Source organism: Zhenhengia sp., from assembly GCF_046966505.1.
Taxonomy (GTDB): domain Bacteria; phylum Bacillota; class Clostridia; order Lachnospirales; family Cellulosilyticaceae; genus Zhenhengia; species Zhenhengia yiwuensis.
Window position 1 is genome coordinate 79,710 of the sequence record NZ_JBKVCH010000004.1, and the last position, 14,799, is coordinate 94,508.

14 protein-coding genes are annotated in these 14,799 nt (G+C 34.3%); 3 read left to right on the top strand and 11 right to left on the bottom strand.

Annotated elements, in window-relative coordinates:
- Positions 1 to 95: 95 nt before the first annotated feature.
- The gene (locus ACLTBU_RS06075; RefSeq protein ID WP_320649764.1) at positions 96 to 1,403 is read right to left on the bottom strand and encodes a hemolysin family protein; all 1,308 of its coding nucleotides are present in this window, start codon (positions 1,401 to 1,403) and stop codon (positions 96 to 98) included.
- Positions 1,404 to 1,542: 139 nt separating this feature from the next.
- Positions 1,543 to 3,321, bottom strand: coding sequence for a M3 family oligoendopeptidase (locus tag ACLTBU_RS06080; protein WP_177668561.1), 1,779 nt, complete (start codon positions 3,319 to 3,321; stop codon positions 1,543 to 1,545).
- A gap of 255 nt (positions 3,322 to 3,576) precedes the next feature.
- Between ACLTBU_RS06080 and ACLTBU_RS06085 the strand changes: the two genes are divergently transcribed.
- The gene (locus tag ACLTBU_RS06085) at positions 3,577 to 4,431 is read left to right on the top strand and encodes a tetratricopeptide repeat protein (protein WP_412218128.1); all 855 of its coding nucleotides are present in this window, start codon (positions 3,577 to 3,579) and stop codon (positions 4,429 to 4,431) included.
- A gap of 41 nt (positions 4,432 to 4,472) precedes the next feature.
- Here ACLTBU_RS06085 and bioA read toward each other — a convergent pair whose 3' ends face one another.
- From bioA to ACLTBU_RS06120, 7 genes are all read right to left on the bottom strand, one after another.
- A complete protein-coding gene (bioA, locus tag ACLTBU_RS06090) occupies positions 4,473 to 5,816 on the bottom strand; it encodes an adenosylmethionine--8-amino-7-oxononanoate transaminase (protein WP_412218129.1) in 1,344 nt (447 codons plus the stop codon).
- Between the two features lie 11 nt (positions 5,817 to 5,827).
- Entirely contained in the window at positions 5,828 to 6,520 is a 693-nt protein-coding gene (gene bioD, locus ACLTBU_RS06095) for a dethiobiotin synthase (protein WP_177668566.1), read from the bottom strand.
- Positions 6,513 to 7,481: a biotin synthase BioB gene (gene bioB / locus ACLTBU_RS06100; protein ID WP_337529562.1), complete on the bottom strand. Its 969-nt coding sequence runs from the start codon at positions 7,479 to 7,481 to the stop codon at positions 6,513 to 6,515. The genes bioD and bioB overlap by 8 nt, the downstream gene beginning before the upstream one ends.
- Before the next feature lie 12 nt (positions 7,482 to 7,493).
- The gene (locus ACLTBU_RS06105) at positions 7,494 to 8,072 is read right to left on the bottom strand and encodes a biotin transporter BioY (RefSeq protein WP_249333098.1); all 579 of its coding nucleotides are present in this window, start codon (positions 8,070 to 8,072) and stop codon (positions 7,494 to 7,496) included.
- Between the two features lie 99 nt (positions 8,073 to 8,171).
- Complete coding sequence (locus ACLTBU_RS06110; RefSeq protein WP_249333099.1) at positions 8,172 to 9,587, bottom strand: sensor histidine kinase; 1,416 nt, start codon at positions 9,585 to 9,587, stop codon at positions 8,172 to 8,174.
- On the bottom strand, positions 9,578 to 10,252 hold the full coding sequence (locus tag ACLTBU_RS06115; RefSeq protein WP_412218132.1) for a response regulator transcription factor: 675 nt from the start codon (positions 10,250 to 10,252) through the stop codon (positions 9,578 to 9,580). Before ACLTBU_RS06115 ends, ACLTBU_RS06110 begins: the two co-directional genes overlap by 10 nt.
- An 18-nt stretch (positions 10,253 to 10,270) precedes the next feature.
- A complete protein-coding gene (locus tag ACLTBU_RS06120; RefSeq protein ID WP_177668574.1) occupies positions 10,271 to 11,020 on the bottom strand; it encodes a TraX family protein in 750 nt (249 codons plus the stop codon).
- Between the two features lie 138 nt (positions 11,021 to 11,158).
- Here ACLTBU_RS06120 and ACLTBU_RS06125 point away from each other — a divergent pair, with 138 nt between their 5' ends.
- Together ACLTBU_RS06125 and ACLTBU_RS06130 are read left to right on the top strand one after the other, a co-directional pair.
- Complete coding sequence (locus ACLTBU_RS06125) at positions 11,159 to 12,820, top strand: sialidase family protein (RefSeq protein ID WP_412218134.1); 1,662 nt, start codon at positions 11,159 to 11,161, stop codon at positions 12,818 to 12,820.
- Positions 12,821 to 13,064: 244 nt separating this feature from the next.
- A complete protein-coding gene (locus tag ACLTBU_RS06130; RefSeq protein ID WP_177668578.1) occupies positions 13,065 to 13,388 on the top strand; it encodes a hypothetical protein in 324 nt (107 codons plus the stop codon).
- A 69-nt stretch (positions 13,389 to 13,457) separates the two neighbouring features.
- Here ACLTBU_RS06130 and ACLTBU_RS06135 read toward each other — a convergent pair whose 3' ends face one another.
- Complete coding sequence (locus ACLTBU_RS06135) at positions 13,458 to 14,120, bottom strand: hypothetical protein (protein ID WP_412218136.1); 663 nt, start codon at positions 14,118 to 14,120, stop codon at positions 13,458 to 13,460.
- A gap of 23 nt (positions 14,121 to 14,143) precedes the next feature.
- Positions 14,144 to 14,794 carry a PspA/IM30 family protein gene (locus ACLTBU_RS06140; protein WP_177668581.1) on the bottom strand — a complete coding sequence of 217 codons (651 nt, stop codon included), beginning with the start codon at positions 14,792 to 14,794 and terminating at the stop codon, positions 14,144 to 14,146.
- Positions 14,795 to 14,799: the final 5 nt, after the last annotated feature.

Below are 14,799 nucleotides of genomic sequence, written 5' to 3' on the forward strand. Positions count from 1 at the left end.
TTTACTAAACTCAGTATAACATAACTAGTTTTCATGTCAATATGACTCATTAACTTTACAAAATATTTAATTCTTTTTTAGATAATTACTAGAAGTTATAGACTATCCATAAATTGTATTTGAACCTGTTCTATTCGATTACTTTTCATCTTTATAATTTTAAAGTGTATATGATCCATTTCAATATCTACATTTTCTTCTGGTATGTCACCTATCTGCTGAGCTAAATAACCATTTAATGTATCATAATCTCCGTTAGGCAATTGAATACCTAAGCTATGATTAATATGATAGATAGCTTCAGACCCTTTTACTAAAAAGGTATTCTTCCCTATTTTTTTTATTCCTTCTTCTTCCTCATCATATTCATCATGAATTTCACCCATAATTTCTTCAATTAAATCTTCCATGGTTACTATGCCTGCAAATCCACCATACTCATTAATCAAAATAGCTATATGCTTCTTTTTCTCCTTAAAACTTTTAAATAGTGCATTAATCTTTTTAGTCTCAGGAACAAAATAAGGTGTATGAAGAATCTTTTCTAATGTAATATTTTCAAAACCTACTTTTCTCGCTTCTGCTATTAAATCTTTTACATAAAGCACACCAACTATATGGTCTATATCTTCTCTATAGACAGGTATTCTAGAATAGTGAAGCTTTATAACCTTATCCAGAATTTCTTCTATAGGTTCTTCTATATTGATAACAAAGGTATCTTTCCTATGGGTCATAATCTCTTTTGCCATTCTATCATTAAATTCAAATACACCCTCTAACATTTGCTGCTCTTCAGCTTCAATGCACCCATCTTTTTTTGACTGGTAAATTAAAGCTCTTAATTCTTCTTCTGATACCTTTTCTTCTATATCTTCAGTTGTATTACCTGTTAATTTCAAAATAAGACTTGTTGATAAAGATAAGATTTTAATAAAAGGCCTAGCCACTATAGAAATACTATAAATAGCGCTAACAGAAAATAGTGCAATTGTTTCTGCTTTCTTTAAAGCAATCCTTTTAGGTACCAGTTCTCCAAATACTAAGGTAAAATAGGAGAGCATTAGAGTCACACCTATCATAGAAAGTTCACTGGAATAAGGTATATGTACAGCCTCCATAAATTTAGAAAGATAGCTCGATAATCCTGTAGCTGCTGATGCACTCGAGAAAAAGCCCGCTAGTGTTATACCTATTTGTATAGTAGATAAGAAATTACTCGGTTCCTCTATTAATTTTTCAAGTAATTTGGCCTTAGCATTCCCTTCCTCACTTAGTCTTTTGATCTTATTCTTATTTACTGATACGATAGCCATTTCTGCTGAAGCAAAAAAGGCATTCACTCCTGTTAATAAAAGTATTAAAGCTAATTGGAATAATATATTCCCCGACGATGATTCCACTCATGTCATCCTTTCTTTTTTAATTTTATAAAATCATATCATATTTTATAGAAAATAGGTGTTAAGATTCTGCTAATATTTAAAATAAAAAACACCTAATCCTTTTTAGGTCTAGGTGTTTTCTCATATTCCTTAAAACTTATATTTCATAGCTTAATTTAATAAACTCTTCAATATCTTCTTCGATTGTTTTAAGAGATGCTCTCCAGAAGTTAATATCATGAACATCAATATTTGCAGCACTTGTAAGATCTTTAATTTTCATTTTACCAGTAAGACTTAGCAGTTTTTCATACTCACTTGGGAAAGTATCCGGACGCTCTAAATACTGCGCATACAATCCTTTAGCAAAGAGTAACCCAAAAGCATATGGGAAGTTGTAGAAATGTACATCTGCATAATAATAATGTGGTTTCCATGTCCACATATAAGGATGTAAGAAGTTTGGATCTAAACCATCACCATAGGCCTCTTTTTGTGCATCTAACATAGCCTCTTTAATTTCTTCTACTGTAAGAGGACTTTCTTCTCTATGATTAAAAACTGTTGTTTCAAATAAATATCTAGAATAAATATCTACAATAACTTGTGTGGCATCAGAAATTTCTGTTTCCAAAATAGCGAATGCCATCTGCTTATCAGCTTGTTTAATAGCAGCTTTTTTAACAATGGTCTCACAAAATGTTGAAGCAGTCTCTGCAAGTGGCATTGGATAGTGTGTATTATGAGCGGATTCATTTTTAAGGCATTCGCTATGGAAGCCATGTCCAAGCTCATGAGCCATGGTGATTACATCACTGAAGCTATCTCCATAGTTAAGAAGGATTCTTGACTCTTTGAGTGTACGGATACTTGAGCAGAATGCTCCACTTCTTTTACCTTCTTTAGGCATCACATCAATCCAGTTATGATCAAAGGCCTTTCTTGCAAAGTTTCCTAAATGCTCACTAAAGCTTCTAAAGTTTTCTTCTACAAAGGCTTGTCCTTGTTCATAGCTATAAGTCATATCTGCACTAGAAACAGGTGCATACAGTTCATAAAATGGTAATCCATTCTTATAACCTAAAAGTTCTGCTTTTCTTCTTAAATAACTTCTGAATTTTGGCATAGACTCCTTCATCGCTGCTAACATAGCATCTAAAGTTTCCCTGTCCATACGTGAATTTTGAAGGGTCATTTCAAGTGGTGAACTGTAACCCCTTAACTCACTTAGAGTAAGCGCTTCTCCTTTTATACCATTTAGAGCAGCCGCTACCCCTTCTTCTATTTTTTTATAGGAAGCAATTTCTGCATGATAAGCCTTTTCTCTTACTTCCTTATCCGTATCATAAGCCATATTGAGGACCACAGTAAGAGGATATTCTTTTATCTCCCCTTTATCTTCTATTTCTACCTTATGCATAGATACAAGTAAATTTTTATAATTAGCCCATGCAGATGAACCTGTGTTTTTCATACGTGCAATAATAGATTCTTCTCTTTCATCCAACATATGTGCATTATCTTCTACAATTTCATTTAAATAGAATTCATGTTCTTTTAAAAGTGGTGAACTCTCTATAAGCTCTTGCAGATTTTCAATACTACTTATCCACTTACTTGTTTTGGTTATGGTTTCAGCCAAAGTATTCATCTTTGTTCTTAAAATATCACTATATTTAAGTGCTAATTTATTTTTTGAATCTGTAGCTGAAACAAGATGGCAAAAAGCACCTAACTTTTCTCTAATAGCAAAAAGCTTTAATTGCTCTTCAATAATCTTTTCTAATTTCTCTTTTTCATCTTCATGATTATCTAGAGCCTGCTCTGCCCATTCAATCATTTTCTGCAATTGTACATCTAATTTCTTTAAATCCTCTTGAAAGTTTTCCCCTTCAAAGGAATCATACAATTCTTTTAAACTCCATTCTAAACTCATAAGTGACCTCCCATATTTTTTAGTTATTATATCATAAATTAAATATTTATATATAAAAAATCACTTTATTTTTAGAGTTTATTACACATTCCTTTTTTAAGTTTAAATACTAAAGACAAATATTATTTTATGCGTCTTCTATACCTAATGTCTCTTCTTCAAATTCCACTTCAATTTATATAAGGCAGTTTTTTGGCCTTGTCTTGTATGATATAATAAGAAATGAAATTTTATAAAATCACTAGAGGATAAACTATGGATATGATACAACTAGGCGAAGACGCCTATGAAGATGGTAAATATTTAAAAGCCCTTAACTACTTTTTAAAAGGCTACGAACAAGACCAGGATACGTATACACTTCTTAATATTGCTCTTACTTACCAGGCTCTTAAGGATAATGATAAAGCTATGAGTATTTATAAAGAAATTATTCAGGAAGATCCAGATGAATCTATGGCTTACTATGGCATAGCTTCTCTATATGATGACCAAAAAGATTATGAACAAGCTATTTATTATTATGAGCAAGCCATTGAAGTAGACCCTATGTATGACAGAGCTTATTTCTTCCTAGCCAATGCTTATGATACTATTGGTGATACACAAAAGGCTATTTACTATTATAAAGCGCTCCTGGAGATGGTTCCTGATGACTTCTGGGCCCTTACTAATCTAGGGTCTATCTATGAAAATGAGGGCCTTATAGACTTTGCCTATCAAATGTTTAAAAAAGCATTAGCTCTAGAGAGTACAAATGCTGTTGGCTTATTTAACATGGCTGTTATTTTGAGTAAGCTTAAACGCTTCAAGGAATCTATGGCTTACTACGCAAAGTCTATCAATGAAGATCCCTACTATCCCTATGCCTACCTTAACTTAGCTGTTCTCCACAAAGAGCACGGTGATCTTAAACAAGGACTAGATATCCTTACAGAAGGTATTCGCTATAACGAGGAGGGCTTCCTTTACTATAATAGAGCTTGTTTCTATGCACTTCTTGGCTATAAAGAAGCCAGCAAAAAAGATTTAGACCACTCTATCACCCTTTATGCAGGTTTTAGAGAGTATGCTAAACAAGATAAGGATCTTGTAGATATTATTAATTAATAGATAAAAAGGTGACTATTTCCTAAGTAATAGTCACCTTTTTATCTATTAAAATAGTCCTCTACACTTTCTTTTGCAATAGCAAGCATTGCATCCATTTCGCTTTCTGTTAGAGTAAGTGGTGGATTGAAATAAAGTACATTACCAAGTGGTCTTAAAATTAAACCTTTCGAAACAGCTATTTTATAAATTTCATAACCTACCCTTAAACTACTATCAAAGCTCTTTTTAGTGGCCTTATCTTCTACTAATTCTACAGCATTAATAAATCCAATCTGTCTAATCTCTCCTACGTATGGATAATCTTGAAAAGTAGCTTTAACTTTCTTATTAAATATGACATTACGTTCTGGTAATTCCTCTAAAATATTCTCCTTCTCAAAAATATCAAGTACAGCTAACGCACAACTTGCGCCAAGTGGATTACCACTATAGGTATGGCTATGCATAAAAGCTTTGCCTTCCTTATAATCTGCATAGAAAGCTTCATAGATTTTATTCGTTGTTACAACTATAGCCATTGGCATATAACCACCTGTAAGCCCTTTAGAAAGACAAATCATATCCGGTGAAATTCCAGCATGCTCACAAGCAAACATCTTGCCTGTACGCCCAAAGCCTACAGCAATTTCATCTGCTATAAGATGAATGCCATACTTGTCACATGCCTGTCTTAACTTCTTAAGATAAATTGGTGGGTAAATTTTCATACCCGCTGCTGCTTGTACTAAAGGCTCTACAATAAAAGCTGCTACTTCTTCACCTATTTGAGCTAAGCTTTCTTCCACCTTTTCAAAACACTCACCCTGGCAACTTGCTCTATCTAGTCTATAAGGACATCTATAACAATCTGGTCCCTGTACTCTTATTACATCAATCATAAGCGGTTTATAGACTTCTGTATAAAGGTCTAAGTCCCCTACAGATAAGGCGCCTATTGTCTCTCCATGATACGCATCTGTTAGAGCCATAAACTTCTTTCTCTGACTATCACCTATCTGAGCATGATAATGGAAGCTCATCTTAAGCGCTGCTTCTACCGCTGCCGACCCATTATCTGTAAAGAAAAATTTATCTAACCCTTCTGGTAAGTACGTATGTAATCTATGACATAATTCAATCACTGGCTTATGTGAAAAGTTGGCAAAAATAACATGTTCTAAGTTCTGTACCTGCTGAATAAGGGCCTCATTAATCCTTGGATTAGAGTGCCCAAACAGGTTACACCACCAAGAACTTACTGCATCTAAATATTTCTTTCCATCTACATCATAAAGAGCGAGACCTTCCCCTTTCTCAATGACAATAGGACTAAAAGTTTCATAGTCTTTCATTTGTGAACAAGGGTGCCATATATAATCTAAATCCTTTTGTACATAATCCATTTAACCCCCTCCTATTTGCAAAGGCTCATTAGTTTTTCTGCATCTAAATTAATACCTACATTTTCTTCTGTAGCACTTGGAATCACTGCAATAACTTCTACCCCAGTAAGTGCTTCAATCATTCTTTTATTATCTTCATGAAGTGTATTACCTTCTTCATATCCATTTAAGATAATGCCTTTTACTGCTAAACCTTGGCTTTGTATGTACTTCACAGTAAGCACCGTATGATTAATGGTACCAAGTCCTGCCCTCGCTACAACAAGTATATCTAAATCAAGCCTTTTTATAATATCTTCTAATAAAATGAACGCTTTTTCTGTAGCTTGTATAGGACAAATAATACCACCACTTCCTTCTACAAAAAGATATTCATACTTATTTAAAAGTGCTTTATAATCTACTTTAATTTTATCCAAATTAACTTCTATTCCCTCTATTTGAGCAGCTAAATGAGGTGATACTGCTGTTTCAAAAGTATAAGACACACATTTATCATAATCTTCCTTGAAATCAGCTATATCCATAACATACTTAGCATCTCCAGGAATCAGCTTACCTTCTTCATAATAAGCACCACTTAGTGCAGCTTTATAATAACCTGCCTGAATGCCTTTATCCCTTAATGCCTTAATCAGGTGCGCTGTAACAAAAGTTTTGCCTACATCTGTATCTGTTCCTGTGATAAAAATACTTTTACTCACTAAGTCTCACCTCGAATCCTAATGTTTTAAGCATCTTAAGGTCATCTTGTATAGTGTTACCACATGTTGTAAGTAGGTTTCCAGTAATTGTCGCATTAGCTCCACCTTCAAAAGCCAGGCGGCCATTATCTGTCAGGTACATTCTCCCTCCAGCAAGCCTAATAAAAGCTGTTGGGTGGATAAATCTATAAATAGCGATACTTTTTAGTACTTCCTCCTCTGTAATAGGCACCACCTTCTCCATAGGCGTTCCTGGGATAGGTACGAGTACATTAACTGGTATAGAGGTTACCCCCATCTCTCTTAACTCAAAAGCCATGTCAATACGATCTTCCATTGTTTCTCCAAGCCCAAATAATCCACCACTACATACTTCTAATCCTACTTTTTGAGCCGCCTTAATGGTTTTGATCTTATCCTCATAGGTATGTGTGGTACAAATTGAAGCAAAATAATTTCTGGACGTTTCTAGATTATTATGATACCTAACTACACCAGCCTCTTTAAGCTTAGTAAAATCCTCTTCATCTAAAAGACCATGTGAAGCACATAGCTTAATCTCGCCTTCTTCACTCATTCTTTTATAGATTTTGGCCACATCCTCTACTTCCTTTTTAGAAAGCCTTTTACCTGAAGTTACAATAGAGTAACGTAGTACACCTTCTGCTTCATGTAACTTGGCATCTTTTACAAAGATTTCCCCATCTAATAAAGGATATGTTTCTACCTGTGTATTGTAGTGCGCTGACTGAGCGCAGTACTTACAATTTTCCGAACAAGCACCACTTTTACCGTTGATAATAGAACATAAGTCAAATGTATTTCCGCATAATTGCTCTCTAATAGACTTTGCATAATTTCTTAGCACTTCTACATCATAATCCATAAGCTTATAAGCTTCTTCCTTACTGATACTGTAGCCTTCTAATACTTGTTTATAAAGATTTTTTATCCACTCCATTTTCTCCTCTCCTTATGCTGTCAATCTATTTCTTCTAAGGGCAGGAATCATCTTAACCCCCATTATGGCCGTGATGATACATATTAAAATATCGCCTGGTGCACAAGAAATAGCACCACCCCATACAGCTACCCATACACCCATTTCATTACCTATGTAGAAATTATAGATGATATACATATAAACAACACCTAATACATAAACCACTATGAGCCCTATAAGAGATGCTATAAATAAATTTTTAAAATTAATCTCTTTAAACTTCTCTACGCAAAGTCCAATGACATAAGCACCTAGGACAAAACCTATTAAATAACCAAAGGTTGGCTTAACAACATAATGTAAACCACCTCCTTCTGTGAAAACAGGTATACCTACTAGTCCTACAAGTACATAAATAAGCTGTGAAAGTGCCCCCACTTTGGAACCTAATAATACACCTGCTAATGCACAAAATAAAAATTGTAAAGTAAAAGGTACAAGTGGTGGTGGTAATGGAATTTTAATAAATGCTCCTATGGCTGTTAATGCTGCAAATAATCCACATAATGTAATAGTCCTTGTCCGACTCATTGATTTTGTATTTATCATAATTTTCTACCTCCTTATTTAAAAATAAGTTACCATACAAAAAAATATAAGTCAACTTTTATTTTTATAAAAGTTGACTTATATTTTTAATCTATACCTTTATTTAATCTGCAAGTTCGTAATTTTTACACCTGCACCACCATAAGCTGTATTATAAAGCTTTACTTCCGCGCCCATTTTTTTAGCAATCATTTGTACTGCATATAATCCTATACCAGCATGCTCCTTATTATTTCGCGATGTATCTTCTTGATAGAATAAACTTAGTCCATGTAATAATGTTTCCTCAGTAAAGCCACATCCACTGTCTTCTACTATAACGTCTACTCCCTTATCTCCCTCTACTATAGCAGTACTTATACTTCCTCCTACGGGTGTAAACCTTATGCTATTACTTATAAGGTTATCCATCATTTCTCTAAAAGCATGTCTGTCTAATGTATAACTTACTTTATTAAGTTTAAGATTCCACTCTAAATCTAATTTCTTTTCTCCTAATAAGAGTTTATAATCTTTTACCATCTTACTCAGCTCTTCTTGGAAATCTATTACTTCAGGTCTCATCTTATACTCTAATTGATGTAAATGATTAATTTCATGAATATCTTCTACTAACTTCATGAGCCGATCTATATTATGATCTATAGCCTCTATCTTCTTAATAACAATTTCATCTTGAACTGTATCCATAAGCATTTCTGTATAACCTTTTATAATGGTAACAGGGGTTCTCAAATCATGTGAGAGGGAACTGATTAGATTTTTACGTTCTTCTTCTTGCTTCCAGCTCACTTCTAAAGCTTCTTTAAGCGCTAAACGCATAGTTTCAAAACTACGTGTTAACTCACCTAGTTCATCATTACTGTCTGAATTTAAGCTAACATCTAGGTTATGTTCTTCTATTGCTTTAATGCCTTTACTAAGTTCCTGTAAGGGCCCCTCAATGGTCCGTAAGAACTTAGAAGCATAGATAAGGGTAAAAAATACTAAGTACACAAAAGGGGCAACGACTAAAATAAGATTCATATTTTGAGCAATCCAGTTAAGAGCCTTGCCCTCTGCACTATTAGACATGGTATAGGCGACTACCATACTTCCTTTTAGCCTTCCTGCTTCTACAATTGGAAAATATCTTATTACCTTAGGCCTTAGTATACCTATTACCTGTTTTTGCTCACTTAGTAGCCGCTTAGTATCCCACTCCATAATAGGAAGTTGTCTGTATAAATCATGGGCATAAATACGCTCTCCCTGTTCATCCCTTACCTCATATGCTAGAGCATCTCCTTCTACAGCATTCTTCATCTCTTGTTCAAATCCCACATTCAGTATTTCTCCCTTATACTCTAATATAGCATTTCTAATAAGCGGAATCTGTTTGTCATAATAATCGGCACCTCTTATAAGTCCCATATTAATCAAGCTGAACATACCCAAAAGGCTTAACCCACAAGCTACACCTGTCCACAGTAGCACTTTAAAAAGATAAGTAATAAACCTTGCCTTTATTCCCATCTGTATCCTATCCCCCATACTGTCTTAATGTACTCTTCAGTCTCTCCCGCTTCTTGCATCTTCTTCCTTATATTTTTAATATGCTCTGTAATGGTACGACTCCCCCCTTCTACGTCATATCCCCATAGCCGTTCATACATCTGCTCTTTAGAAAAAGTCTGCCCCTTATTCATAGCCAAAAAGCTTATAAGTTCAAATTCCTTCTTTGTAACATGAATATCCTGCCCCTTTATACTTACAGATTCACTCTTCAAATCAATCATACAGCTTTTATGATAAAGTATACTCTTTTTGCTGTCTGTACGCCTTTCTTCTCTTCTTAAATGGGAATCTATTCGTGCCTTTAATTCTTTCAATCTAAAGGGTTTAATTAGGTAGTCATCTCCACCTAACTCTAGCCCTCTTATAATATCTTCCTGGCCTACTTTAGCAGTTAGAAAAAGAATTGGACACTGCACTTTATCCCGTATTTGCAGACATAACTCATAGCCACTTACATCAGGCATCATCACATCTAGTAAAATAAGGTCTAGATGCACATTCAGTTTCTCAATAGCTTCTGTAGCGTGATGGGCTGTATAAACTAAATAGCTCTGTCCTTCTAAATAGTCTTTCAGCATATCCGTTATTTCTTTTTCATCATCTACTACTAAAATGTTATACATAAGAGCCTCCTTTATCTTCTACATCAATCCTACTTTAATGATATAAATGATAATCAAATGAAGTGGATAAAAAGCATAGAATAAAATTTTTAAGTTCTTTCCTTTCTCTCCATTATAAAATCTTATAAGAATAAGGGCTAGTAAGCTACACATATTCTGAGCAAAATCAAATAGGATAGGTCCATAATAGTTTGGTCCTGTAATAACTTCTATAATTTCACTTGCTGTCATAATACCCATAGCCCATGTTCCTACAATAGCATAAATCTGATACATAGAATGATAAATGACAGTAAGTATACTCACACTTATAGCCATCTTCTTAAATTCATTGTGATATTTATAGAAGAAGAATATCATAAGTACACCATAAATATCTCCATCTGTCATAAAAAGTACACCGCAAAGTGCTCCCAATATTACAATTATACATTTTCCTTTGAAGTGAGCCTTATCATAAAGCCAAATGGTTACAAGCCCTATAACCAGATTAAATAGAGTATTGAGCCCACTAAAACCTTCACCAAAGGCTAACCTAAATGTCATTACAAATGGTATTTGTGAAATAAGTGCAATACCTAATAAACGAAGCAAATAGTTACGTCTACTATGCGTTTTAAGAAACCCCTCTGTTATAAAGTAACAAAAGATAGGAAATGTAATACGTCCTATAAAATGAAAAAGTGCTATATCCGGAAATAGTACCCAGCCTATATGGTCTAATACCATCCCTATAATCCCAATAAGTTTTAATACATTTGCATTCATTCATGCTTACCTCTTTTCTTTTTAATCTAAAAAGATTTTAAAAGGTAATTATCAAAAATTTATCAAGAAAATTTGTCTATTTTATATTATAATTTAATTTATATTTCTTTATTTTATATATAATAAAAGGAGTTTTTCATGACAACAAATATTTTTGTAAGCACCAATCCAAACAAACTTCACTCACCAGACCTTGCTGGAAATCCTGAGCATATGGGAAATCTACAAGGATGTCGTATTCCTTCTCTTCTTATGGCTCATTCTCATGATGAATCTACACCTCATACGCTTCTTGCTATTGCTGATATTGGTAATGATAGCGCTGACTGGGGGAAAGTAGATATTGGCCTAAGACGTAGCTTTGATAACGGTAAAACTTGGACAAGTCCTGTACAAACCATTTTGTCTTTACCTGCCCATCATGCTCCCCAAGAATTTCATGACTGGCATTCTGCTTTTTATATCGATGCTGTTACCACGCAGGCTAAAAATGGAGAGCTTGTTATGCTTGTTGATATGTGGCCAGAATGCAAAGGGTTACATGCATCCTCTTATTTAGAGGAAGGCACAGGCTATAAGTTAATTGATGGCACTTACTATCAAGTACTTTATTCTGGAGACTCTAAAGTAACAGATGAGTCTATAGAATCTTTTGGCGATGCCTATACCATTCGTGAGGATGGATGGATTTATGATGCAAAAAACCAGAAAACTCGTTACTACATACCTCAGCATCATCATGCTGACCATCGCTATATCACTATGGGAGATATGTACTATGCAGTAGGAGAAGGTGACTATATCCATAAATGTCCACCGTTAGTTCCACTAGACCCTTCTTCAGATCCTACAACTCCTCATGATATTTATGTAGGCAATATTTATTTAAACTACCATAAACCTCATTTTGACCCAGAACATCCTGTTTTTGTTCAAAAACGTCATATCACTGTGCCTGATTCTCTTTATGAGACTTATGAAACAGACCCAGCTCCACTTAGAGCCGCTGTAACCTCTTACCTTTGGGTAACCCGTAGTGCTGATTTAGGTGCTACCTGGTCACAACCTTATGATATTACCCCACAAGTTAAAGTCGATTCTGATGGTGCCTTTTTAGGTACAGGCCCTGGTACTGGCCTTACTCTTAAGCATCAATCTAATCCAACTAGAAATGGCAGAATCATTATGCCTGTTTATGCACTAGATAAAGCTACAGCCATTTATAGTGATGATAACGGCTATACTTGGCATAGAGCGGATACCAACGGCAACAGATATATGAATAATATTGATGAATGCCAACTCATTGAACTCTTAAATGGAGACATTATTTCATTTGGTAGACAGTATACAAAAGGTAAAACACCTATTTCTGTTAGTCATGATGGCGGAGAAACTTGGAGTGAGCAACAAACCACAGACCTTATCTCTGTTCGCTGCCAAAAGTCAGTCATTACTTATCCAGTAGATACCTTCCCTTATCCGGAGCAAATGCAACAAGGGAAACAATATGTACTTTCCTCCCATCCAACAGGTAATGCCCCTCTTGATGCCTCTAGAACGAATGGTGTAATCTCCTTAGGAGAAGTACAAGAAGATGGCACTATACACTGGATTAGAGAACGCTCTCTTAACTTCTCTCCTAACCCTTATGAAAATGTTAAAGGGTATGAAAGATTCTTTGGCTACTCTAGCCTAGCTGTTCTAGAAAATGGTCATATTGGCATCCTCTATGAGCCACAACCTAATAATTGTATTGTCTTTACTTCTTTTGATCTAAATTGGCTATTTGAAGCATAATTAAAAAGCCAACCTAAAACTATTCCCATCCTTAATGGAAGGTATCATTTTAGGTTGGCTTTGGTTACTTTATAAATGTCTTCTCCACCACCAATAGGCTATGAAGATTGCAATAATGATAATAAATGTAATAAGTATAGCTGGTGAACCATGTCTTATAGCAGGCATTCCATAATACCAACTATTAAAGAATCCCCCTGTAAAGAATGGGTTAGGTCTATACGTATTCCCTGATTGTGTGTATGTGTTATCCTGCGGTTTAGAAGTACTAAAAGATCCTGAGTTCACCTTATTTGAATTTGAAGATTTTGACTCAGTACTTTCTGTTTTACTACTAAAAGATCCTGAGTTTACCTTGTTTGAATTCTTATTAGAAACAACCCCACTATCTTTTATCGTGCTAGATTTTGGCGCAGTACTTGACTTAGATGAGGACTTCGTTGAAAAAGAACCTGAGCTTACTTTATTTGAACTACGTTTAGTTGTTGAAGATCTTGTAGAAGATGACTTGCTTCTAGATGATCTAGTAGAACCGGATTTCGGTTTTGCTTGGACCGTATACACTTGACCCAGCCCTACGTTAATAATAATACAGCTTATAAAAACCCAAAGAAATCTTTTTAAAAATATCCTTTTTTTATTCATAGCAATCAAATCCTACAAAAATATCATAAACTTTATCTAACAACTCTTCATCAATGGATAAATAGTCTACTGACCCATTTGTGTATTTACAATATTCTAGAATATGTTGATTTTCCTTATTATTTCGTTCTACTAAATAAATGTAGTGCTTATTAGAAAAGTCATCTGTTAATAATCCTACTACTTCAAAATGGACATCTCTGTGTTCATCATTTGAGTAAAGTGTAATAGGTGCCATTCCAGTTGTTACATAGTAGCGCTCTTTATCACAACCTACTACTTTTGAGTTGTAACTACAATAATGACAAGATTTGAATTTACATTCATTCACACAAGACCCACATTTACAAGTATGACAAAGTTTAAGCTTATTTAAATCATCTATAATACCAGACTTAAACTTTAAAGCATCCTTTTTATACTGCTCATCACTTTTTAAGAAGTCTAAAGGTCCCTTACCATCTGCTAGACGGTCTGCTTCATCTAACTTCTCAAGGTAGTCTTTAATAAGATGAACTTTTCGCTTAAAAAAACGTTTGTCTACTTCCTCTTGTGATAAAAAATTTTCTATCTCTTCTATATTCATAATTAAATCAATATATACCTGACTATATGCCGCACGCTCAGCATCTGTAAAATCTTTAATTTTATTCATCTGCTAAATCCCCTTTAATTAGGTTATCTATATTTATTAAGTTCGTCTTGAATAGAGGCATCTTTATTATCTGATAAGTATTCACTTAGTTCTGCATCTACATCAGGGCGTTTAAATTCTTCCAGACCTTGAGCATAGCTTTCAGCTTCCATTACTTTTTGCTCAATATCCGATAAAGAAATGTGACTTTCTTTGTTCACTTCAGTTAAAATTTCATTCACTTTACTTTGTGCCTTAGCTGTAGCGTATCTGGCAGATAACTCTGATTTCTTAGTCTTAAGTTCTTTAACTTCTTTTTCAAGTGCTGCTACATTAGTCTTTACTTTATCTGCTGTTGTCTGTAAAGTTTTAATAGTTGTCTCTAAACTTGCTACTTCTTGATCAAATTCTTTTTTCTTTAATAAGAAAGTTGTAGCTTTTTCTTCATCTCCTGCCGCAAGTGCCTTGCGGATACCTTCTTCATATTGTTTAATTTTTTCTTGAATTGTCCTTACTTCAGTTTTCTTTTGAGAAATTGAACCAATGAAAGATGCACTTTCAAGTTTTGCTTTATTGATTGCCTCTTCACGTTTTCTAATGGCTAAGTCAATTTGTTCAATAGGATCTTCTATTTTATCTAAAGCTTTATTGGCTTTACCACTAATAATGTTACCAAGTCTACTAAAAAAACTCATATCTA